The 24,097-nt window shown below is 44.0% G+C and carries 20 protein-coding genes and 3 tRNA genes; 14 read left to right on the top strand and 9 right to left on the bottom strand.

Annotated features, from left to right (window positions below; all coding sequences use genetic code 11):
* Nucleotides 1-3 precede the first annotated feature (3 nt).
* The 12 genes from ACTQ53_RS10500 to metG all read left to right on the top strand — a co-directional run bounded on the left by ACTQ53_RS10500 (nt 4) and on the right by metG (nt 12,090).
* Nucleotides 4-1,038, top strand: a complete 1,035-nt coding sequence (locus tag ACTQ53_RS10500; protein ID WP_441932979.1) for a N5-glutamine methyltransferase family protein — start codon at nt 4-6, stop codon at nt 1,036-1,038.
* A 272-nt stretch (nt 1,039-1,310) separates the two neighbouring features.
* On the top strand, nt 1,311-1,841 hold the full coding sequence (locus ACTQ53_RS10495; protein ID WP_441932978.1) for a regulatory protein RecX: 531 nt from the start codon (nt 1,311-1,313) through the stop codon (nt 1,839-1,841).
* A gap of 118 nt (nt 1,842-1,959) precedes the next feature.
* The gene (locus ACTQ53_RS10490; RefSeq protein WP_294971157.1) at nt 1,960-2,691 is read left to right on the top strand and encodes a double zinc ribbon domain-containing protein; all 732 of its coding nucleotides are present in this window, start codon (nt 1,960-1,962) and stop codon (nt 2,689-2,691) included.
* A gap of 141 nt (nt 2,692-2,832) precedes the next feature.
* A complete protein-coding gene (gene pyrE / locus ACTQ53_RS10485) occupies nt 2,833-3,465 on the top strand; it encodes an orotate phosphoribosyltransferase (protein WP_153122021.1) in 633 nt (210 codons plus the stop codon).
* An 18-nt stretch (nt 3,466-3,483) separates the two neighbouring features.
* On the top strand, nt 3,484-3,945 hold the full coding sequence (locus ACTQ53_RS10480) for a polyketide cyclase (RefSeq protein WP_089543321.1): 462 nt from the start codon (nt 3,484-3,486) through the stop codon (nt 3,943-3,945).
* Between the two features lie 13 nt (nt 3,946-3,958).
* The gene (argH, locus tag ACTQ53_RS10475) at nt 3,959-5,296 is read left to right on the top strand and encodes an argininosuccinate lyase (RefSeq protein WP_294971162.1); all 1,338 of its coding nucleotides are present in this window, start codon (nt 3,959-3,961) and stop codon (nt 5,294-5,296) included.
* A 19-nt stretch (nt 5,297-5,315) separates the two neighbouring features.
* On the top strand, nt 5,316-5,942 hold the full coding sequence (locus ACTQ53_RS10470) for a hypothetical protein (RefSeq protein ID WP_293629176.1): 627 nt from the start codon (nt 5,316-5,318) through the stop codon (nt 5,940-5,942).
* Between the two features lie 115 nt (nt 5,943-6,057).
* Nucleotides 6,058-6,130, top strand: a tRNA-Gly gene (locus ACTQ53_RS10465).
* 21 nt (nt 6,131-6,151) lie between these two features.
* Nucleotides 6,152-6,237 (top strand) — tRNA-Leu (locus tag ACTQ53_RS10460).
* Nucleotides 6,238-6,256: 19 nt separating this feature from the next.
* The gene (locus ACTQ53_RS10455) at nt 6,257-7,264 is read left to right on the top strand and encodes a DUF4369 domain-containing protein (RefSeq protein WP_441932977.1); all 1,008 of its coding nucleotides are present in this window, start codon (nt 6,257-6,259) and stop codon (nt 7,262-7,264) included.
* A gap of 42 nt (nt 7,265-7,306) precedes the next feature.
* Nucleotides 7,307-8,857 carry a YifB family Mg chelatase-like AAA ATPase gene (locus ACTQ53_RS10450; protein ID WP_153122017.1) on the top strand — a complete coding sequence of 517 codons (1,551 nt, stop codon included), beginning with the start codon at nt 7,307-7,309 and terminating at the stop codon, nt 8,855-8,857.
* Nucleotides 8,858-10,023: 1,166 nt separating this feature from the next.
* Nucleotides 10,024-12,090, top strand: a complete 2,067-nt coding sequence (metG, locus tag ACTQ53_RS10445) for a methionine--tRNA ligase (protein ID WP_264951163.1) — start codon at nt 10,024-10,026, stop codon at nt 12,088-12,090.
* A gap of 116 nt (nt 12,091-12,206) precedes the next feature.
* On the opposite strand, the gene ACTQ53_RS10440 is transcribed toward metG, so the two are convergent.
* From ACTQ53_RS10440 to ACTQ53_RS10430, 3 genes are all read right to left on the bottom strand, one after another.
* A complete protein-coding gene (locus ACTQ53_RS10440; RefSeq protein WP_295346955.1) occupies nt 12,207-12,935 on the bottom strand; it encodes a porin family protein in 729 nt (242 codons plus the stop codon).
* Between the two features lie 412 nt (nt 12,936-13,347).
* Nucleotides 13,348-14,205, bottom strand: a complete 858-nt coding sequence (locus ACTQ53_RS10435; protein ID WP_089545314.1) for an enoyl-ACP reductase FabI — start codon at nt 14,203-14,205, stop codon at nt 13,348-13,350.
* A 129-nt stretch (nt 14,206-14,334) separates the two neighbouring features.
* A complete protein-coding gene (locus tag ACTQ53_RS10430) occupies nt 14,335-15,357 on the bottom strand; it encodes an endonuclease/exonuclease/phosphatase family protein (RefSeq protein ID WP_295347070.1) in 1,023 nt (340 codons plus the stop codon).
* A gap of 89 nt (nt 15,358-15,446) precedes the next feature.
* Between ACTQ53_RS10430 and ACTQ53_RS10425 the strand changes: the two genes are divergently transcribed.
* Nucleotides 15,447-15,518: transfer RNA gene (locus ACTQ53_RS10425), tRNA-Arg, on the top strand.
* 157 nt (nt 15,519-15,675) lie between these two features.
* Here the strand turns inward: ACTQ53_RS10425 and secDF are convergent.
* From secDF to ACTQ53_RS10410, 3 genes are all read right to left on the bottom strand, one after another.
* Nucleotides 15,676-18,699, bottom strand: a complete 3,024-nt coding sequence (gene secDF, locus ACTQ53_RS10420; RefSeq protein WP_441932976.1) for a protein translocase subunit SecDF — start codon at nt 18,697-18,699, stop codon at nt 15,676-15,678.
* 109 nt (nt 18,700-18,808) lie between these two features.
* Nucleotides 18,809-19,906 carry an endonuclease/exonuclease/phosphatase family protein gene (locus tag ACTQ53_RS10415; protein ID WP_441932975.1) on the bottom strand — a complete coding sequence of 366 codons (1,098 nt, stop codon included), beginning with the start codon at nt 19,904-19,906 and terminating at the stop codon, nt 18,809-18,811.
* Between the two features lie 18 nt (nt 19,907-19,924).
* Nucleotides 19,925-20,872, bottom strand: a complete 948-nt coding sequence (locus ACTQ53_RS10410) for a rhomboid family intramembrane serine protease (RefSeq protein WP_441932974.1) — start codon at nt 20,870-20,872, stop codon at nt 19,925-19,927.
* Between the two features lie 227 nt (nt 20,873-21,099).
* Between ACTQ53_RS10410 and ACTQ53_RS10405 the strand changes: the two genes are divergently transcribed.
* Complete coding sequence (locus ACTQ53_RS10405; RefSeq protein WP_153122011.1) at nt 21,100-21,375, top strand: HU family DNA-binding protein; 276 nt, start codon at nt 21,100-21,102, stop codon at nt 21,373-21,375.
* A gap of 137 nt (nt 21,376-21,512) precedes the next feature.
* Here ACTQ53_RS10405 and ACTQ53_RS10400 read toward each other — a convergent pair whose 3' ends face one another.
* The 3 genes from ACTQ53_RS10400 to ACTQ53_RS10390 form a co-directional block, all read right to left on the bottom strand.
* Nucleotides 21,513-22,316 carry a gluconate 5-dehydrogenase gene (locus ACTQ53_RS10400; protein WP_153089633.1) on the bottom strand — a complete coding sequence of 268 codons (804 nt, stop codon included), beginning with the start codon at nt 22,314-22,316 and terminating at the stop codon, nt 21,513-21,515.
* A gap of 168 nt (nt 22,317-22,484) precedes the next feature.
* The gene (locus tag ACTQ53_RS10395) at nt 22,485-23,300 is read right to left on the bottom strand and encodes a FecR family protein (RefSeq protein ID WP_441932973.1); all 816 of its coding nucleotides are present in this window, start codon (nt 23,298-23,300) and stop codon (nt 22,485-22,487) included.
* A gap of 17 nt (nt 23,301-23,317) precedes the next feature.
* Entirely contained in the window at nt 23,318-23,986 is a 669-nt protein-coding gene (locus ACTQ53_RS10390) for a sigma-70 family RNA polymerase sigma factor (protein WP_441932996.1), read from the bottom strand.
* Between the last annotated feature and the right edge of the window lie 111 nt (nt 23,987-24,097).

Here is a 24,097-nt window from a genome sequence, read left to right as displayed (position 1 = left end):
AAGATGAAAACTTATCAGCAACTTTGGCAATCCCTTACCCCACTCTATGATGCTGGCGAAGCGCAGGCTATCGTCCGCACCGTGCTTGATGTGGAATATGGAATGACTCTGACCGACATAATCTGCGGCAAAGTTAATGAATTATCCGCAGACGAAGGAAGAAATCTGGAAGAAATTATCACAAGACTGCAAAATGGCGAACCGGTGCAGTATGTTCTGGGCAAAGCCGACTTTGCTGGCCGGACTTTCCATGTAGAGCCGGGCGTGCTCATCCCAAGACCTGAGACCGCCGAGCTTTGTCAATGGATTGTGGAAACACAGAAGGAGAACTGGGAAAATGTAGAGGAAATTATCAGAAAAGAATTTAACATCAGCCCTGACGTTGCCTTTGAAGACGTAAACTTGTTTGAGGGAAAAGGATGGTTCAAGCGCAAATATTTACGTTTGAGATTCCTCATCAAAATGACACATTGTTATAAAAAAGCTAGACATACTAAACTAGCCTCTCCTCGACCAAGAATCATAGATTTAGGTACCGGCTCTGGCTGCATTGCCATTACCCTGAGCCTTGACATTCCAGATTCAGAAGTATTAGGAATAGATATTTCCGACTCTGCCTGCAATGTTGCCACAAAGAATGCCAAGCAGTTAGCGTCCAAAGCTATCTTCAAAAATGTCAATATTTTCGACTTGCTTGAAATGTGTAAAACAAACGGAAAAGAACATTTTAAAGCAGACATCATCGTGAGCAATCCTCCTTATATCTGCGAAAAGGAGAAGGCAGATATGGAGAAAAACGTCCTTGATTACGAGCCCGATCTCGCCCTCTTCGTGCCCGATGAAGATCCTCTGAAGTTCTATCGAGCCATCGCCGAGTTCGCCTCATTAGAATTGCGAAGCTGGGGCATGCTCTATTTCGAAATCAACCCTCTTTACGAAAAGGAGACAAGAGAAATGCTCGAAGGATTTGGCTTCAGGGATATTGAAACCAAAGAAGATGCTTTCGGAAAGAAGAGAATGATGCGAGCAATGAAATAGACTATTAGATAAGCGGATTGCAAATCCGCAAAATAATAGGGTCGAACATTTTTTGACGCCGGATTGCAAATCCAGCGGAACGCCTAACGGAAGACTACGCCTAACGGAAGACTACGCCTAGCGGAAGACTACGCCTAGCGGAAGACTACGCCTAGCGATTCCAGAAAGTCCACCGCCAGGCGTCCCTGCGGATTTGCAATCCGCAGTAAAAAAAGGTTCGACCTATCAAAACCGGAGGATTTGTAATCCTCCCAATAAAACATAAATGCATTATGGAATATTATGACAACTCCAAGCGCCCCAAGAAGCCGATGACAGAGGAACAGGCACTACTGAAACTCACCACCCTCTGCACGAAAGCCGAACATTGCTCGCAAGAGATGCTTGACAAGATGAAGAAATGGGGACTGGAAGAGGAAGCCATCGCCCGAAACATGGAATTTCTGACTCAGAAGAAATTTATCGACGATGAGCGCTTTGCCCGCTTCTTTATCAACGACAAGATAAAATATAACAAGTGGGGACGAAGGAAGGTGGAGCAGGCTCTCTGGCTGAAACACATTCCCAAGGAAATCTCCGACCCCATCTTCGAGGAAATCGAGGACGATATGTACACGGAAACCCTCCTGCCCCTGATGAAAAGCAAATATAAGAGCATCAAGGCTAAAAACGATTATGAACGCTCCATGAAACTCATCCGTTTTGCCCTTGGCAGAGGATACAGCATGGATGTAATTCACAAATGCATCGACACGATGAAAGAAGAAGATTTGGGCGACATCGATTTCGAAGAAGACTTCTAGGGAAGAAAGTGAAGAACGAAGAGTGAAGAGTGAATAATTCAACGGCTTTACTAATTATAAAGTTCAATGTTCAAAATTCAAAGTTCAAAGTAAAGAAGTTCAAAGTAAAAAAGAAGTAATGCAAATCAGCCTATTAGGGAAAATACTAGACCTGTTATTTCCCCGCCACTGTCTGATGTGTGGTAGACGCCTTCATGGGCCGGAAGAAATGCTCTGCACATCCTGCCTCTCGACTTTGCCTCGTACAGATACCTGGGAAAATCCATACGAGAACGAGATGGCAAAGATTTTCTGGGCACATATTCCCATCGAGCGATGCGCCTCCTTGTTTTATTACCAGGGCCATTCGCCTGCCAGCCAGTCCGTCTATGCCCTGAAATATGGAGACAGACCGGATGCAGGCTTCTTCTTGGGAGAAATGATTGGCAAAGAAGGAATCGAGAGAAAATTCTTTGAAGGAATTGACGCCATCATCCCCATTCCACTGACACCCAAAAGGAAGGAGAAACGTGGCTATAATCAAAGCGAACAAATAGCCCTAGGCATCAGGAGGCAAACCCAGCTGCCCATCATCACCGATGCAGTAAGAAGGGAAGTCTTCACCGAAAGTCAAACCCACAAGAACAAACGGCAAAGACAGGAGAACGTGGAACATGCATTCCAGCTTGCTACATACTATCACGATGAGAAAGGCAGAAAGCACCCCATCACAGACCTGACGGGCAAACATCTTCTCATCGTAGACGACGTCTGCACCACGGGAGCCACCGTCAACGCCTGCTGCCAGGAACTCATGAAAGCCGGCAAAATGAAATTCAGCTTCACATCCGTAGGATGGACGAAGGAATAAAAAAAGAACTGAAGAATAGTCGAAAACAGCAGAAAAATGGGCTTGAGGTATAAAAAATATATAATAAATCGCATCTTTGTGGCAATAACTCACATTTTTGTAGTACCTTTGCCAAAAATTAATTATTAATTCCTTATAATTATGGACAAACTGAAGAAAGAATTCGCATCTAAGTTATTGAAGGTTAAGGCTATCAAATTGCAGCCTAACGATCCTTTCACTTGGGCTTCTGGCTGGAAGTCTCCTTTCTATTGTGATAATCGCAAGACATTGTCTTTCCCTGAACTCCGCAACTATGTGAAGCTCGAGCTCGTACACGCCATCCTGGAGCAGTTCCCAGAGGCTGACGCTGTTGCCGGTGTGGCTACAGGTGCCATCGCACAGGGTGCCTTGGTTGCTGACGAGTTGCACTTGCCTTTCGTTTACGTCCGTTCTAAACCAAAGGATCACGGTATGCAGAACCTCATTGAAGGTGAGCTCGACCCTAAGGCTAAGGTTGTTGTTGTAGAAGATTTGATTTCTACAGGCGGCAGCTCACTCAAGGCTGTAGAGGCGCTCCGCAAGAACGGCAACGAGATTGTGGGTATGGTAGCTAGCTACACCTACGGTTTCCCTATAGCAGAGAAGGCTTTCGCTGATGCTAACGTGAAGTTGGTTACTCTGACTGACTACGAGCACGTAGTGGAAGAGGCTCTCGAGACTGGCTACATCAAGCAGGAAGACGTAGAGTTGCTCCACGAGTGGCGCAAGGACCCAGCTAACTGGAAGAAGTAATTTTTGACCCATCAATCAATGAGTACAAGTACATTCGAAAGTAATATCAAACAGATTCCTCACAAGCAGGAATCTGTTTTTAATACTTTGAGCGACCTCAACAACCTGCAGGTGCTCAAGGACCGCTTCGAGCAGGTGAAAGACCAGATTCCTGAGGACAAGAGAAAGGAAATGGAGAAACTCAAGGACCTGAGATTCGACAGCGACAGCATCACTATCAACGCTCCTATGGTGGGCGACCTGAAGATGCGCATCATCGACAGAGATTTTCCAAAAACCATCAAGTTCGAGACAGAAAACAGCCCTATCCCATTCAACTTCTGGATTCAGCTGCTCCCTACAGGAGAATTCTCATGCAAGATGAAGCTCACCATCAAGGCTGAGCTCAACATGTTTATCAAGGGTATGGTGAAGAAGCCATTGCAGGAAGGCATCGAGAAGATTGCCGACGCCCTGGCGATGATTCCTTACCAGGATTAAAAATAAAGAAATTATGGCACATAAACTTTGGGAAAAGAACTTTGAAGTAAACAAGGAAATCGAAAGATTCACCGTAGGCCGCGACCGTGAGCTCGACCTCTATCTCGCCAAGTACGATGTACTGGGAAGTATGGCGCACATCACCATGCTCGAAAGCATCGGACTCCTGGAGAAGGATGAACTGGCACAGCTCCTCGCAGAATTGAAGAATATCTACGCCATCGCTGACAAGGGCGAGTTCGTCATTGAAGACGGCGTGGAGGATGTTCATTCCCAAGTAGAACTGATGCTCACCCAGAAACTGGGCGACATGGGTAAAAAGATTCATTCGGGAAGATCACGCAACGATCAGGTTCTGGTAGACCTCAAACTCTTCACCCGTCATGAGTTGAAGGAGATTGTGGACGCAGTGAAGATTCTCTTCGACGAGCTGATTCAGAAGAGCAACCAGTACAAGGATGTTCTGATGCCGGGCTACACCCACCTGCAGGTGGCGATGCCTTCATCATTCGGACTCTGGTTTGGCGCTTATGCTGAGGGACTTGCCGACGACATGCTCTTCCTGCAGGCTGCTTACCGCATGACCAACCGCAACCCGTTGGGCAGCGCAGCAGGATACGGAAGTTCATTCCCATTGAACCGCACCATGACTACCGAGCTTCTCGGTTTCGACAGCATGGACTATAATGTGGTTTATGCCCAGATGGGCAGAGGAAAGATGGAGCGCAACGTGGCTTTCGCCATGGCTACCGTGGCAGGAACACTGGCAAAGATGGCTTTCGATGCCTGCATGTTCAACTGCCAGAACTTCGGCTTTGTGAAGTTGCCTAAGGAGTGCACCACCGGTTCCAGCATCATGCCTCACAAGAAGAACCCTGACGTATTCGAGCTGATTCGCGCCAAGAGCAACAAGCTGCAGAGCTTGCCTCAGCAGGTGATGCTCATCATGAACAACCTGCCGGTGGGTTACTTCCGCGACCTTCAGATTATCAAGGAAGTGTTCCTTCCTGCCTTCGACGAGTTGAAGGACTGCCTGCAGATGGCTGCTTACATCATCAACAAGATGGAGGTGAACGAGCATATTCTTGATGATTCTCGCTACGACCCAATGTTCTCTGTAGAGGAAGTGAACCAGCTTGCTGCCAACGGAATGCCTTTCCGTGACGCCTACAAGACTGTTGGACTGGAAATTGAAGCAGGTGAATTCAAGCCAAACAAGGACATTCATCATACTCACGAGGGAAGTATCGGCAATCTCTGCAACGACAAGATTCAGGAACTGATGGAGAAAACCCTCTCAGAATTCCACTTCGAACGCATGGAGAATGCAGAAAAGGAACTCTTGAAATAAAAACAGAAAAGGCTTCTGTATGAAGAATAGCATATATAATAAGGTATATATATATAATAAGGTGAAGAGCATGGCTGGAATAGCTATGCTCTTACTTTGTTCGTGCGATGCAGAAAACACCATCAGCACACAATACCTGTGCCAGTTTATCTTCAGAACCCAATATCATCTCGACTGCAGCATTGTTACTGCATTGAGTGGCGCAGGAACCTACACCATGGTTAGTGCCAAAAGGGTAAACGGAGTCTGGAACATCTACTCCACCCTGAACGACGGCAGGAATCATACGGAGACTATCATCCTCTCAACTGCCAAGGAAAATTACGCCAACTATAGCCACATGGGCGCTGGAAGCAATACAACCGACGCAACAAAAAACGGCTTTATCTTGGGAACTACCAACTTCAACGGTTACGCTGCGTGGGACCGTCAATGCCCTAACTGCATCCAGCAATATGGCGGGACCAACTATCCGCTGGAATGGACAGGAAACCGCCAATCAGTCGTTTGCAACAAATGCAAAAGAGTTTATAACCTGGAAAACGGCACGATAACAAGTGGCGGTCAAGGAAAAAACGACAAAGCACTCATGAGATACAGAGTGGTTTATTCGGGCAACGGAAGCGTGCTGACAGTAGGTAATTAAGCGAAAATGCTACATTTTAAGCCATAAAACGAAAAAAATGAGGATTCTTCGTCTTAAAAAATGTAAATCTTTTGGTAGAATGAAGAAATAGCATTACCTTTGCACTCGCAACAATGCGGAAATAGCTCAGTTGGTAGAGCACAACCTTGCCAAGGTTGGGGTCGCGGGTCCGAGTCCCGTTTTCCGCTCTAACTCTTAACGTTTACCATGCCGCAATGGTGGAATTGGTAGACACGAGGGACTTAAAATCCCTTGGCCAGTAATGGCTGTGCGGGTTCGAGTCCCGCTCGCGGCACCCCTTAAAGTTTTTCATTATGAAAAAATTTGCTTACATCATATATTTTATTTCAGTTTTAATACTTACCTCATGTGGGGCAAGAAGTGGTTATTTTCAAATTGAAGGCAAATTTCTTCACATGAACCAAGGTGAATTTTATGTTTATAGTCTGGATGGAGGCTTTGAAGGTATGGACACTATCAAAGTACAAGGTGGCCGTTTCTCTTTCGAAAAACCATGCAAGGAAAACTACACCATCATGATTGTATTCCCAAACTTCTCTGAACAGCCTATCTTTGCTGAATCAGGAAAGTCGGTAGATATCAAGGCGGACGCTTCTCACCTGAAGGAAATGGAAGTGAAGGGCACTAAGACCAATGAACTCATGACCAAGTTCCGTCAAAGCATCCTCAACGACACTCCTCCACAGGAGAAAAAACATGCTGAAGATTTCATCAAGGCAAACACAAAATCTGTTGTAAGCCTATACCTGATAAGAAAGTATTTCTTTGCCAATTCTTCACCCGACTACGACAAAGCACTTTCTCTCCTTGCACTTCTTGAAAAAGAACAGGGAAAGAATCCTCTATTCGGTAAAATGAAGACATGGGCAACCGATACCAGAAACAGCAGCGTAGGAAAACAGTTGCCAACATTTACAGCCTACGACCTGAATGGCAAAATGGTTTCATCTGCTGATTTGAGTAGCGTTCCAGTGGCTGTCATCTATACATGGGCATCATACAACTATGACAGTCAGGAACTTCAGAGAGAACTCAAGAGACGCCAGAAGAAAGCTAACGGAAGGCTCAAGCTGATGGGATTCTGCCTGGACGCCAGCAAATATGAATGCAAGCAGAACATTAAGCGAGATTCCATCACTTCTCCAACTATCTGCAACGGAGAGATGATGGAAGACAAGACCCTGAACAAACTGGGACTCAAATCCCTGCCAAATATCATTCTGCTACAGAATGGAAAAATCATCGCCCGAGGCATGAAAAAGCAAGAGCTTTACAATAAGCTCGACGAATTGCTTAAGTAAAAACATCGAGCCATACCATAAACCTTTAAAACCAGTAGCCATATGTTAGTAAAAGCATATTGTGCAGCAGTTAATGGCTTGGAAGTCACTACTGTAACCGTAGAAGTAAGCCTCAACAAGGGTGTAATGTATCATCTTACCGGTCTGGGAGATGAGGCAGTAAGGGAAAGCCGTGACCGTATTGCGGCTGCCCTACAATATAGTGGCTTCAAATTCCCGATTGCGGATATTACCATCAATCTGGCTCCTGCCAATCTCAGAAAGGAAGGAAGCAGCTTCGACCTACCGTTGGCAATAGGCATCATGGGCGCAAACGGGAATATTCCAGAAGAGCACTTGAAAGAATACATGATGGTAGGAGAACTGAGCCTTGACGGCACCTTGCAACCCATAAAAGGCGCACTTCCTATCGCTATCAGAGCCAGAGCAGAACATTTCAAAGGACTTATCGTACCGGAACAGAATGCCCGGGAAGCAGCTGTCGTAAACAATCTTGTGGTTTACGGCATGAAAAATCTCTTTGAAGTAATCCAGTTTCTCAGCGACCAGTCTGCACCAGAACCAACCATCGTAGATACGCGGAAGGAATTCTACGAGAACCAGACTCATTGCGACTATGACTATGCAGATGTACGTGGACAGGAAAACGTAAAACGTGCACTGGAAGTGGCTGCTGCAGGCGGTCATAACCTTATCATGGTAGGCCCTCCGGGATCAGGCAAATCCATGATGGCAAAAAGACTGCCATCCATCCTTCCTCCTCTAACCTTATCAGAAAGCCTGGAAACAACCCAGATCCACTCTATTGCAGGAAAACTGGGCAAGAATGTCTCACTCATTTCCCAACGACCATTCAGAGCACCTCACCATACGATTTCACAAGTAGCCCTAGTCGGTGGAGGAACCAGTCCTCAGCCGGGCGAAATATCATTGGCGCACAACGGCGTGCTCTTCTGCGACGAACTTCCGGAATTCAACAAAACAACCCTTGAAGTACTGCGACAACCATTGGAAGATCGCCACATCAACATCAGCAGGGCAAAATATTCCATAGACTACCCATGCTCCTTCATGTTTGTAGCAAGCATGAACCCATGTCCATGCGGCTATTACGGTGACCCTACCCACAAATGCGTCTGCACACCAGGACAAATCCAACGATACATGAATAAAATATCAGGACCACTGCTTGACAGAATAGACATACAGTGCGAAATAAGTCCTGTACCGTTCAAGGACATCTCCAAAGCTGCGCCAGGCGAACCTAGCGCAAATATCAGGGAGAGAGTGATAAAAGCCAGGGAGATTCAAGCCAACAGATTCAAAGACTTCAAGGGCATTCATTGCAATGCTCAAATGACGGAACGGATGATTCACCAGTTTGCAGAACCGACAGAGGAAGGAATCAACCTCCTGCGCATGGCCATGGAGAAATTGTCTCTTTCTGCCAGGGCATATAATAGAATTCTGAAAGTGGCAAGAACAATAGCCGACCTGGCTGGTTGTGAGAACGTAGAGCCTCAACATCTTGCTGAAGCCATAGGTTACCGTACATTAGACAGAGGAGACTGGGCAGAAAGAGGACAATTGTGACAAAATGTTGGATAAAAAAACGCATTATCGCCCTCTTAATACTGCATAAATATAAAGAAAAAGATAACACAAGGGGAGTAATTTCTATCACAACAGAGGTAATAACTGTTGTTTTTTAACAATAAAGACACATTTTTACTCCAAAAACAAGAATAAATACCCCATACATTAACAAAAAAGCCCTAACTTTGCATTCGTAAACAAGATCATACGGCAACGTAGTGGTCAATTATTAACAACAAAAACTTTTAAGATCATGGATTGCATTTTTAAAATTACATCAGCAGTAAAGAAAATAGGTATCGTAGTCTTGCTCGCAGAGTTAGCTGTCATTGCCTATATGAGTCTTTAAGACATTATAATAAGTATAAGGGAGGTTATCTATCAATTGCACCAGAAATATACATTCCTGGTTCAAAAAAGCCTTAGCGCACCTTTAAAGGGGTTCGTTAAGGCTTTTTTGTTGTACATAACAGACATCCCTCATTTTTACAACGCAAGAAATACAGATAAAAAAACATCCATTCTGAAAACGGAGACGGAATTCATTTAGGGTAAATTTTACGCTTATCGTAGCAAAACCTATTGTTTTTACCCATATTCTAAACAATTCATACCCCAAAAAATCAATATTTACCCCACAGATAACAGAAAAACCACTACCTTTGCAACCGATAAAAGAACCAAGCACATAAGTGTAAGGGGTAAATTACAAGCAACAAAACTATATAGAATATGAATTGCATTTTTAAAATTACAGAATTAGTTAAGAAGATTGGTTTCGTTATTCTTGTTGCAGAGTTGGCTGTTATCGCCTACATGAATGTAATGTAAGAATAATCCTATCATCATCAACATAAAAAGATGGATATTAGGATAACAAGACGAAACAGGGTAATAACTTCTTTATCATAGAGAAAAAAGAAAAAAATAACAGATAAAAATAGTAAATGATAATAAAAAAGACTCTAAGCTCAACTGCTTAGGGTCTTTTTTATTTTCGGACAACTCTACTTATTATTGCTGTTTTAGCTCTTTTTATCCATTTTCCACACAAAATGCCACCTTATTATATAGATAAGTAAGAAAAAGGAGCGCCAATCCTTTCTACTTTCCAACATTTTTTTGTAATTTTGCAGGCAAATTACAAAAATATATTAGCTAATATGGAACAAAAGAATTTCAAACGTACCACCGTAACTGCAGCATTGCCTTACGCTAACGGTGGTGTGCATATCGGCCACCTGGCAGGTGTTTACGTGCCAGCCGATATCTATGTTCGCTATCTTCGCCTCAAGAAGCAAGACGTTGTTTTCATCGGCGGTAGCGACGAGCATGGTGTACCAGTAACCATCCGTGCCAAGAAGGAAGGTATTACAGTACAGGAGGTTGTTGACCGCTATCACAACCTCATCAAGAAGAGTTTCGAGGATTTCGGCATCTCTTTTGATATTTACAGCCGTACCACTTCGCCTACTCACAATAAGTTTGCTTCTGACTTCTTCCGCACTCTCTACGACAAGGGTGTATTGGAGGAAAAGGTAGAGGAGCAGTTCTGTGATGAGGTAACAGGCGAATTCCTTACCGACCGTAACATCGTGGGCACTTGCCCTCGCTGCGGTGCAGAAGGTGCCTATGGCGACCAGTGCGAGAAATGTGGTGCTACCCTCTCTCCTGAGGAACTTATCAACCCTACCAACAAGAACAACCCTGGTCATGGCCTCGTGAAGAAGCCTACCAAGAACTGGTATCTTCCATTGAACAAATATCAGGATTGGTTGAAAAAGTGGATTCTGGAAGGTCACAAGGAGTGGCGTACCAATGTTTACGGTCAGTGCAAGAGTTGGTTGGATATGGATCTTCAGCCACGTGCCATGACCCGTGACCTGGATTGGGGTATTCCGGTTCCTGTAGAGGGAGCAGAAGGCAAGGTGCTCTACGTTTGGTTCGATGCACCTATCGGCTACATCTCAAACACCAAGGAGCTTTGCGACGCTCATCCAGAAAAGTGGGGAACATGGCAGAAGTGGTGGCAGGATCCTGAAACACGTCTTGTTCACTTCATCGGCAAGGACAACATCGTGTTCCACTGCATCATCTTCCCTACCATGCTGAAGGCTCACGGCGACTATATCTTGCCAGACAACGTACCAGCCAACGAGTTCCTGAACCTGGAGGATGATAAGATTTCAACATCCCGCAACTGGGCTGTATGGTTGCACGAGTATCTCGTAGATTTGCCAGGCAAGCAGGATGTATTGCGCTATGTTCTGACAGCCAATGCGCCTGAGACCAAGGACAACAACTTTACATGGAAGGATTTCCAGGAACGCAACAACTCTGAGTTGGTTGCCGTTTACGGTAACTTCGTAAACCGTGCCCTCCAGCTCACCAAGAAGTATTGGGGCGGCGTAGTTCCTGCCTGCGGTGAATTGCAGGAGGTAGACGAGAAGGCCATCGCTGAGTTCAAGGACGTGAAGGAGAAGGTTGAGCAATATCTCAACGTATTCAAGTTCCGTGAGGCTCAGAAAGAGGCTATGAACCTGGCTCGTATCGGTAACAGATACATCACAGAGTGTGAGCCTTGGAAGGTTTGGAAGACCGATCCTAAGCGTGTGGAGACCATCCTGAACATCTCCCTCCAGCTGGTAGCCAACCTCGCCATCGCCTTCGAGCCATTCTTGCCATTCTCTTCAGAGAAGCTCCGCAAGATGATCAATATGCCTAACTTCGAGTGGACTCAGCTCGGCAGCACAGATCTGCTCAAAGCTGGTACCCAGCTCGGTGAGCCTGAATTGCTCTTCGAGAAGATTGAGGATGAGGTAATAGAAAGACAGCTCCAGAAGCTTGCTGACACCAAGAAGGCCAACGAGGAGGCTTCTTACCAGGCAGCTCCTATCAAGCCAGAAGTTAGCTTTGATGATTTCGAGAAACTCGATATCCGCGTAGGTCACATCCTGAACTGCGAGAAGGTAAAGAAGTCTAAGAAGCTTCTGAAGTTCACTATCGACGATGGTTCTGGCGTAGAGCGCACCATCTGCTCAGGTATCGCAGCCTACTACGAGCCAGAGCAGCTGATCGGCAAGGACGTATTGTTCGTAGCCAACTTTGCTCCTCGCAAGATGATGGGCATCGAGAGCCAGGGTATGATTCTCTCTGCAGTCAACTTCGACGGCACTTTGAATGTTACTTCACTCCTTGGCAAGGTTAAGCCAGGAAGCCAGGTAGGTTAATCTTTGAGAAACAAAAGGCTAAAAGTCCTTTGAAATAAGAACAAAAGAAGCCTTTTTTAAATAAAAATCTAAAAAGCTCTATATCTTCAATACTGAGGATATAGAGCTTTTTCTTATTAAAGCGCAAAGCGATAGCCTATTGTAAAGGTGAATACCTTATTCTTGGAATCTCCGGCATCCTCCTTATTTACCTTGGTTAAACCTATATGATAGCGGGCATCCAGAATAACGTTCATATACTCATACGATAAACCCACAGGAATAGACACATTCACCTTCTTGGCAGCGTAAATACTCTCCACTTCCCGGCTTTCCTTGTAAAGAGTAGAACCAGTCTTATTATCCTTCTCCAACTCTGTTTCTTCCGACAACATCTTGCCATCACCGCACAAGAAACCCACCTGTGCACCAGCCATGATGGCAAACTGAGGAGCCACGTATGCTTTCAGCATCAAAGGAATCTGAACATAGTCAAGATTCAGATGATGATTCTTGACACCCGTATATTTCTTGATGCCATTATTAACAACATTCCCATTTTCTGCCATCTCATAATCACCCCATCTGGCACCCTGACGGACATAACAAGCACCTAGAGAAACACTCAGATAGTCTGTGGCACGATACTCCACATCAAGTCCGCCCAAGAATCCAGTCTGATTCTTAGACTTCACCTCCCTGCCGTTTTCTGTTGTCAGATAAATGGAATTATCACTCAGATTTGCGATAGCCACACCGATACGAGGAATCACAGAAAATCTTCCTACAGGATTCTCCTCACCTTGTGCCATTGCTCCTATAGCAGAAAGCAACAACATCATCACGATAGCAATGTTCTTTTTCATTATATTCTTTCTTGAATTGACAATTTACACCTTATTATATATAAATAAACTCAAAAACAGGAAGAATATTGCATCTATAATATACAAGAAACAACTATTAAAACTAATCTAAGCACATATTCAAAAGGAAAAAGGTTACCCTTCAGCTGTATAATTAACAAATCAAGACTCTGCCAGGCTGTTATTCATATAGTTTAAAGTATGCATATCACACGCCGTGCACCGAGCGAAGCATGCTTGTGCATCGTACGATGTGAGCATTTACGACGTTCGACGCATGTGTTCACACCGTTCGATGTGAGCCAAAAGACAAATAGGCAATACACCGCTTTCCCTGTAGGAAACAGCATGTATTGCCTATTATGAGTAGATGTGATGATGTGTAATACATCATTCTTTCCTTATTTTTCAATTATCCGTAGATAACCTTCCCATTCTCATCCTCGTAAGGAGTCATATCCTTAGCATACTGGTTCATGGCGCGGAGGCTCATACCCATAGATGAGAAACCACCATCGTGGAAGAGGTTCTGCATAGTTACCTTGCGGGTGAAGTCAGAGAACATCATTACGCAATAGTTAGCGCAATCCTCTGCTACCGCATTTCCGAGTGGAGACATCTTGTCAGCAAAGTCCATCATATTCGCGATATCCTTGATACCCTTACCTGCTGTTGTAGCTGTAGGGCTCTGAGAGATGGTATTGATGCGGACATGCTTCTCACGACCATAGATGTAGCCGAAGCTGCGTGCGATGCTCTCGAGCATGCTCTTGGCATCAGCCATATCGTTGTAACCGAAGAAAGTACGCTGAGAAGCTACGTAAGTGAGAGCTACTACAGAACCCCACTCATTGATAGCATCCAACTTCTTGGCTACCTGCAACATCTTGTGGAAAGAGATAGCAGAAATATCCAAAGTCTTGTTCAAGAAATTGTAGTCGAGATCATCGTATGTACGATGCTTACGAACATTAGGGCTCATAGCAACAGAGTGGAGCACGAAGTCAATCTTGCCACCGAGCTTCTCCTGAGCCTCAGTGAATACCTTTTCCAAATCCTCAACGCTGGTCGCATCCGCTGCGATGATAGGAGCGTTGATCTGTTCAGCGAGCTTATCCAGCGTACCCATACGCAAAGCCATAGCTGTATTACTGAGTGCGATGGTAGCACCCTCTTCAGCAGCCTTAACGGCTACTTTCCAAGCGATTGATTCCTCATTGAGTGCACCGAAGATGATGCCACGCTTGCCTTTTAACAAATTGTGAGTCATTGTTATCTTAATACTATATGTTTGTAAATCGTGCGCAAAATTACGAATTTTGTGCAATATATGCAAGCTTTTTCACAAAAAAGTGCATTTTACACCTTCTTTTTTGAGAAAAGTCAAGCAAATCATGCCTTATTTATCATCTATCAGAATCCGAGCCACTAATGGAAGATGATCACTGTAACCCCCTAAATACTTCGGACCCAGGTAGGTTCGATAAGGTTTTTTACCACCATATTTCTCATCATCTTCGAGCAAGAAAGGCAAATCTCCTATCCTGCTGACATTTTCCTGATGCTGCATCGATTCACTCAGCAGAATCTGGTCAAGACTTCTCCATTCACCATGCCAACGATAAGTAGCCTTAGCACCATTACTCCCTTTAGCTTTAGAAGAAATATTAATAAGATGATGCTGATAAAGATATTCAAGTGCAGGAGAGTCGTGATAATCATTGAAATCTCCTGCCACAATAATTTTGGCACTATCATTGATTGCATAGATAGAATCAACGGCAGCTGCCAGTTGATTGGCTACCTGCATACGATAAGGTCTGGATACCAATTCACCACCTCTACGACTCGGTGCATGAACCACAAATATATGTAAAGTATCATCACTCATGATCCGACCGGAAGCATATAATATATCTCTCGTAGGACGCGAATGGGGTAATCGTTTAATACGAATAGGCCAGGAATGAATCAAAGCAAAAGAAAAGGGATGATACAAGAGAGCAACATCAATGCCACGCTCATCAGGAGAATTCGTCATTACATACTCATAACCTGCCGTACGAAGAGCAGAGCGCTTGGTTAAATCAAACAACACGCTATCATTTTCCACTTCACAAAGAGCAACGAAATCCGGAAGTTTCCATTTTTTGCCAGAATCAGTCATCGAGTTGGCAACATGAGTTGCCATTTCTCCATTATTGCTTATATGCTTGACTGAGTAATCTTCATAGCCCAAAGCAACTATAGTTTGAGACAGAAGATTCAGTTTACGCCAATAGCGGACGGGAGTCCAATGATAGTTGCTTTCTGGAAGGAACTCAACATCATTTTTAAGCGAATCATGACTCGTATCGAAGAGATTTTCACAGTTTAACTCAACAAAAGTGAGGAAACTTGATAACAACAATGATAAAAACATAGTTAATAATTTTGTCGTGTCAATGATTTGATGTATCTTTGCAGTCAAATTGCAAAACGCAGAAAGATCTGACTGTTTTAGCAAGGGAAGGTCCCATAGTTTAATGGATAGAACGGAGGTTTCCTAAACCTTTGATCCGAGTTCGATTCTCGGTGGGACCACTTCTTCTACTACAAACCTTATTTACCGGAATCATCTGGTAAAAACCATAAAAGGTCGCTCCTAGAAACCAGGAAGCGACCTTTTGTTATTTATAGTATTTGCCGTTATCTATTTCCATCCAGTTTTCACCAGATGGAAATAAGATAAAACAACTTTTTACTTAACTTCTGCAACAGCAACCTCCTCAGCTGGCTCCTCCTTGATCTTGCGACCAAGAACGATGTAAGCCATAGGAGAAGCGATGAAGATAGAAGATAATGTACCGAATACAACACCCAGAATCATTGCGAATGAGAAGCTGCGGATACTGTCACCACCGAGGATGAAGATACAGAGCAACACAATCAATGTAGATGTAGATGTATTGATGGTACGAGCCAATGTCTCATTGATAGATGCATTGAAGATCTGCTGACGATCTCCCTTTGGATGCAACTTCAAGTTCTCACGGATACGGTCGAATACTACCACCTTATCGTTGATAGAGTAACCTACCACGGTCAGGATAGCACCGATGAAGGTCTGGTCGATCTCCAATGAGAATGGAACGAGCCCCCACAGGAGTGAGTAGAAACCGATTACTGTCAAGGCATCGAATGCCAACGCAATAGTAGAACCTACAGAGAAGGCCACGTTGCGGAAACGTACCAGGATGTAGAGGAAGATGGCAATCAGAGCGAAGAGCACACTATAGATAGCACCCATAGTGATATCCTTAGCTACTGAAGGACCTACCTTAGTACTACTGATAATAGAACCACCCTGACGAACGTCTGGGTTCTTGAATGCCTCAACACTCTTCTGAGATACCAGGTTAGCCTTCTTCAAGGCATTGTAGAGGATAGTCTCAGCCTCATCGTCAACAGTTGGACTGTTGCTCTCAATCATATAGTTAGTAGATACACGGATAGTCTTACCGTCTGTACCGATAGCGATAGCGCTGGTAGTAGCCTTGGTTCCGTCTGCATTGACGAATGCATTGCCAAGAACGGTACGGATCTGCTCAGGCTCTACAGGGTTCTCGAACTGTACCACATAGTTACGACCACCAGTGAAGTCGATACTCTTACTCAAGCCACGAACAAAGAAGCTACCGATGAATACCACAGCAGCAATGATAGCTACGGTGAAGGTAGTCTTGTACATAGACATGAACTTGTACTTCTTACCCTGCATCAGGTTGTGAGAAACAGGAGTATCAAACTTGCAGTGCATCCACTTGTCGTGGTTCAACTTATAGTCGTAAACCAGACGAGTCAGGAACACAGCAGTGAAGAATGAAACTACGATACCGATGATCCATGTGGTAGCGAAACCACGGATAGGACCTGTACCAGTTGTCAACAGAATAACACCAGTAATCAACGAAGTCAAGTTAGAGTCGAAGATAGCAGAGAAAGCATTACCATAACCGGCAGCTACAGCCTGCTTCATACCCTTGCCAGAGCGAAGCTCCTCTTTGATACGCTCATAGATAAGCACGTTAGCATCCACGGCAGTACCCAGAGACAAGACCATACCGGCAAGACCTGGCAATGTCAAGGCTGCCTGGAAGGACGTCAGAATACCGAGTGTGAAGAATACATTGACGAGCAATGCCAGGTTAGCCATCATACCAGGAATGATGTTGTACATCATAACCATGTAAACCATCAGGAGTACGAAAGCTACAACGAATGATACAATACCCATCTGGATAGACTGTGCACCGAGTGTAGGACCTACAACCTCCTCCTGAACGATACGTGCAGGAGCTGGCATACGACCAGACTTCAATGTATTAGCCAAGTCCTTGGTCATTTCGATAGTGAAGTTACCGGAAATCTGTGAGTTACCACCATCAATCTCACCGTTTACACGAGGAGCTGAGTAAACTACACCATCCAGAACGATAGCGATAGCCTTGCCCACGTTAGCCTTGGTCATCTGAGCCCACTTGCGGGCACCCTCAGTATTCATCTTCATGCTTACAACAGGAGAACCCATCTGGTCGAACTCATCCTTAGCGTCTGTGATGACATCACCCTCCAATGGAGCACGACCTGTAGTAGTTGTCACCTTCAAAGCGTGAAGCTCATAGATATTCTTCATCTTGATATTGTCAGCAGGCTGTGCACCCCAGAGCAAACGCAAGTCTGAAGGCAGCAGGCGCTTAGCCACTGCAGAATAGATAATCTTGTTGATAGCAGCTGTATCGCGAACGCTGGCATAACCAACAATACTCAAACCACCACCGAGCTGCAAACGAGCCAACAATGGGTGAGCCTTGATAGCAGCAGCATTCTGAGCATCCTCGCCTACCTTGGCAGCAGCATCGTCCTTCTTCTTGATAGAGAACTTAGCCTCAGCCTTCTTAGGCTCTGCCTTAGCTACTTTCTTCTTAGCGGCTGCAGAATCTGCAGCTACAGTATCATTCTTCTCCTCACCATTGTCACCATTAGCGATATGAGTATCGAGCTGCTGGAGATAAGGAGCGATTTCCTCTGAGTTATATGTCTCCCAGAACTCAAGGTTAGCACTACCCTGAAGCATCTTACGCATACGCTCTGGCTGGCTGATACCAGGCATTTCTACCATGATACGGCCCTGCTGACCTTCCAACTTCTGGATGTTAGGCTGAACAACACCGAACTTATCGATACGGGTGCGGACAACGTTGAAAGAGTTGTCGATAGCCTCCTGTACAGAAGCGCGGATAGCCTTCTCTACCTCTGCATCGCTGCTCTGAGGAGAAACCTTGCCCTGCAACTGCTGAGTTGCGAACACTTCTGCAAGTTTATGACCAGGTGCGCTCTTGTGATAAGCGTTAATGAAAAGTGACACGAAGTCACCACCGTTAGCTTCTTCCTGAGCTCTAGCTTCCTTCATGGCATTGGTAAAACCAGCGTCGGTCTTGTGATCGGCAAGGTTTTCAATTACATCAGGTACTGAAATCTCAAGGATTACATTCATACCGCCCTTAAGGTCAAGTCCAAGACCTATCTGAGTCTCCAAGCAGTTCTGATAAGAATAAACACCCAAGTACTTAACAGAATCCTTATAATCCTGCTGTGCAATAGGGTCTTTGATCTTTGCAGCCTCGCCGTCATAATAACGTGTGGCGAACGAGAATGACAAATAGAAGATACTTGCGAGTGTCAGTAAGACGGCTACACAAATTACAATTCCTTTGTTTTGCATTTCTATTTTATTGTTATTAATTTATTTATTTTCAGTCTTATTATTGTTGCTACATATATAATGACGTGCAAAAATACGCATTTTTTTTCGTAAATAAGAATAATTTGCGCTATTTTTGATGTTTAGCCCTCATTTTTAGCTTACAAATGATGGGATAGTGGTCAGAAACAGCGATTTTATCATCAACTTTACACTCGTAAGGTTCCCAATCATCTGAACATAAAATATTGTCAATGCGAACAAAAAATCCACTATGATGGTAACTAATCCCCAATCCGTTGCCACTGGAAACAAAGCAATCAGTCAATCCATTAGCTATCGTCCGATGTGCATAGGAAATAGGACCGTCATTAAAATCCCCACAAACTATTTTACTCATTTTCCCATAATGCTTCAGATAGCTGGCCACAGCCTCAGCTTCCGAGGCACGCTTTCGGGTAGCTTCAGCTAACTTCACAACTAAAAGCTTTGATGTATGTTCAGCAGTATCCACTTCCAGTTTTCCCACTACAAGTCTTTTAAACTGCTTTCTTTCTTCCAGACTTAAACCAGTCGTTTCCAGATGATTATTAACCAATAACACTTCTCGACCCCTGATATTTAAGCGATAAGCCACACTCATATTACCTTTAGACTGATAAGGAATAATTTCCTTTGATAATATCGGGAATTTACTCAAGAGCATCAGGCAATTTCCACCACCAGGATGCATGGTCGTATCTTGAAAAGCATATAGCGGTTTTAACAAACTATCTATCTGCTGAACATTTCTTGAGGTTGGCATCGCTTCCTGCAAACAAACAATATCTGCATCTTGTTCCTGAATATATGCTAAAGAAATATTAGTACCTTCAGAATCCTCTGTCTGGTCGCCAAAATTCCACGTATTATATGAAAGCACCTTGATACATTTAGAAGGAGTCTCACCATTTACATTAATGGGCATATACTTACGAACAGGAACAAAGCATACCAGAAATCCCACAAATGGTATTGTAGCATATTTTGGACGGAACAATAACCAAAAGAGGAGAAAACACAAGTTGATTGCCAAGAATAACGGAAAAGTAAGCCCTGCATTTGTAAAAATGCCAAGCTTCTCAGGTGACAAGACATCTGAGAAGCCTACCAAGAACATGATTACTATCGTAGCCACATTGGCACCAGCAATCATCCGATAAGTAAATTCCTTAAATCCTTTAAACATAAGTTTTCATCTACGATATTACTTGTTGCTCTGATCAAAGAGAGACTGTTTTTCCTCTTTGGTCAAACTATCATATCCACTTTTCCTTATCTTATCCAAGATACGGTCTATTTCCTCTTGAGAGACAACTTTCTCGTTGGTGGTACACTCTGCATCCTGCTCGTATTGAGAAGTATAAGAATCATTACGGGTATAGGTAAAGTTTCTCTTACCTGTATTACGTTTTCCGCCAAACATATTCTTTAACTTATCAAATGCATCAGCCGTATGAGAGCCGCCATAACCACCATCTACCTGCTTACGCCAATATCTAATCATAAAGAATCCAAATACCATACCTCCCAAATGGGCAATATGAGCAACACCATCACCTGTAGTTGCCAACGCAGAGAACAGTTCTATGGCTGCATAACCAATAACAAAATACTTAGCCTTGATAGGTATAGGCAACGGGAATATAAAAATACGCTCATTCGGATAAATCATACCAAAAGCCAACAAAATGGCATAGATTGCACCAGAAGCACCTACAGTAGTCCATTGATTAAGCACAGCAGAACTATTATGAGCAACTACAGTCAATTCAGAAAAAGACAACCCTGGCAACTGAGAAGAAGCTACGACATAGAACTGCACTGCCTGCGCAGCTTCCTGAAAAAGGCCCGCTCCCACGCCACATGCAATGTAATAAAAAAGGAATTTTTTCGGCCCCCATACTCGTTCTACAACACATCCAAACATCCACAAAGCAAACATATTAAAAATAATATGCTCAAAACCTCCATGCATAAACATGTAAGTAAACAACTGATAAATATGGAAATCAGATGCTAAAAAGAAATGAAGTCCCAGCAAATCATTGAGCACATAGCCGTCTGGTCCGTTCTTTCCCATCAAAAAACACACCAGAAAGGCAACAACATTCACTATCAGCAAATTCTTTGTAACTATTGGTATATTGCGCATAACTATAAACTTTCTTATTAATTAATTATCGAATATTTTTGTAATTTGGGGGCAAAATTACTAAAAATATCCGTGAAAACATCAAAAAATAAGCATATTACACTTAATTTTCGATAATTTCATCACTTTTCTGCTTTTTTTATTTGAACTTTCAAAGGAAAAAGCTATATTTGTAAGCAAAAAGGACAAAAAGGCAAAAATTACTAATCATTTAATAACGTAAAATTATGAACAAGACAGAATTGATTGACAAGATTGCAGCAGGTGCTGAGATTTCAAAGGAACAGGCTAAGGCAGCTCTCAATGCTACAACAAGCGCTTTGAAAGAAGCTCTCATCGCAGGTGACAAAATCCAGTTGGTAGGCTTCGGCACTTTCAGCGTAAACGAGCGTCCTGCACGTGAGGGTATCAACCCAGCAACTAAGGAGAAGATCCAGATTGCTGCCAAGAAGGTTGCAAAGTTCAAAGCTGGCGCTGAGTTGGCTGATGCACTCAATAAATAATTGTAAAGATTATTTTTAAACATAATAGGACAATCCTCACAGATAGCCTATTATTGTAAATCATAAAAATCCCATCCTCGCAATTTGTGCAAGGATGGGATTTTTTATTTAACTAACCTTGTGATAGGGTCCTTATCTTATTTAGGCTGCTTGCCGATGTAAGCCAAGATACCACCATCCACATAAAGGATGTGACCATTGACTGCATTAGATGCTTCAGAAGCCAGGAACACAGCTGGACCTTCCAACTCCTCTGGTTCCAACCAGCGACCAGCTGGAGTCTTTGCACAGATGAAGCTGTCGAATGGATGACGGCTACCGTCTGCCTGACGCTCACGAAGAGGTGCTGTCTGTGGAGTTGCGATATAACCTGGGCCCAAGCCGTTACACTGGATATTGTACTCACCATACTCAGAGCAGATGTTACGAGTCAACATCTTCAAGCCACCCTTGGCTGCAGCGTATGCAGAAACGGTTTCACGACCCAGCTCGCTCATCATAGAGCAGATGTTGATAATCTTACCATGACCCTTCTTGATCATGCCTGGGATAACTGCCTTAGATACGATGAATGGTGCAGTGAGGTCAATGTCAATCACCTGCTTGAAGTCATCTACTGACATTTCTGTCATAGGAATGCGCTTGATGATACCAGCGTTGTTAACCAGGATGTCGATAACGCCGAGTTCCTTTTCGATGTCAGCAACCATGTTCTTCACCTGCTCCTCATCTGTTACATCGCAGATATAACCCTTGGCATCAATACCCTTAGCCTTATAATCAGCAAGAGCCTGATCCATGTGATGCTGGCTGCGGCAGTTGAAAGCAATTTTAGCACCTGCCTTGGCATAAGCCTCAGCAATAGCGAAACCGATACCGTATGCGGCACCTGTCACGAGGGCAACCTTACCCTCCAATGAGAATAGTTTGTTAAAGTCCATACTTTTATATATTTATCAATTGTTTGATTTGTTACGAGGGCAAAGATACAAAATTATTTTGAATCTCGCTCTTAATCAATACGAAAGATGCGACCTTTTTACTTATTTTCTCATTTTATTGACTACTTTTCATAAGTTAGTCCCTTTTTGCGATGCTTTATCCAACACTTATTGTATCTGAACACCCAATGTTTCTTCTATTACCTGGATAACCTGTGGGATGGAATCTGTTTCGAAATCACCCGTCAGACGCTTACTCTCATCAGAAGCCGTATATCTTGTGCCTGATAATTTAGAAAGTTCCTTCAATACTTCGGATAATGGAGTATTGTCGAAATGCAGTCGATGCGTAGCCCATGCCACATCATTGATATCATAATCAGCCAACAACTCAGGCTGGACAGCCCCTTTCAACAGACGTGCCCGCTTGCCTTTAATCAGGAAGACACCTTCAGCAGAACTGCGAGCCGTGAAAAGCACCTTTCCACAGGTTACCATTACTTCGGGAACATCCGTTCTTTCATCCACCATAAACTGGGTACCGAGCACTCTTACATGTCCATGCTCTCCCATCACATCGAAAGGATGCTGTTCATTATGCTTCACCTGATAATAGATGCAGCCCTTCATCTTCACCTTTCTGCAATCATCTTCCTGATAGGAAAGAGAAGAATGAGGCATCAATGATACCCTCGTTCCATCAGGCAGATGATATGCCACTACTTCCGATTCGGCAGAAAGCGTCACCGTCTTTGGCTGCAAAAGCGTATAGGCTCCTATGGTGAAGAGCACCAGAATAGATGCAGCCACAGCTATCCAGCGGATACGACGCATGCGTAAAGATACAGTTGCTGCATGCGAAATCTCTTCATCAGCAATGCCTGCCCGAGCCTTCACCTTCTGCAAGGCCTTTCTGGTATCCAGCTTGCCCGACTGAAAATACTTCAGCACAAAATTCTGTTCCTTCTTGTTGATCTTCATCATAGAATCCCTTTCTTCCTTTAAAATTGTCCTGTAATAGATGCAAAGAGCGTATTGGTGTGCTTATACTTCTCGATGCCATTATATCGCTTACCCTTCGTATAGCGGATATTGTTTCTGCCATTTTCGATATTGAAGTCGCTTGTCAGCCATCCCAAAGATAGAAACACGTCGCCCGAACGGAAGGTCAAAGCCGACTTGATGCGCCAAGCCAGCCATTTTCCGCCATGATTCCTCACAGTTCGGGTAGTTACATTGCCATAAAGCTCATCTGTATAAGATGCAGGATGCCCCACACCTTGTGCGTCCTTGATTTCGGTAAACTTCACCTTATCATTACAAAATGGCGTGATGCAGAGTCCAGGCTCGCAATGCAGCATCAAGCCCGCAGCACGACGCTTGCTCATCAGGAAGATTTCCCTGCATCGCTCGGGCAATTTTTCGATAGCCGTCCACAGTTCCGCCTCCCGGAAAGAACTTTCCTGCGCCTGATTATCAGAGATTGTGCCGCTCAAGTCAGAAGGAGAAATCTCCGTATCTATCGGAGACTGGCGGCGCAACCGGTCAATGCAGGCATTACGCACAGAGGTATATAAGAAAGCCTTGATGTTTTCCGGCATGATGCTCCTGCTCATCAATTTCACAAAACAATCCTGCACTACATCTTCAGCCTCATCGATATCATGCAGATAATACCTCAGTTCGGGATAAGAAATAGTGCCTAAAAAAGTTGGTAATCTCCGATATTTTTTGTATCTTTGTAGTTGAAATCCAATTAGTTACAAACATAAAAAGATATC

The organism is Prevotella sp. Sow4_E9_plate, from assembly GCF_052116205.1.
Lineage (GTDB): Bacteria > Bacteroidota > Bacteroidia > Bacteroidales > Bacteroidaceae > Prevotella.
Note: the sequence above shows the minus strand (reverse complement) of the source record. Positions and strands in the feature narration are given on the sequence as shown.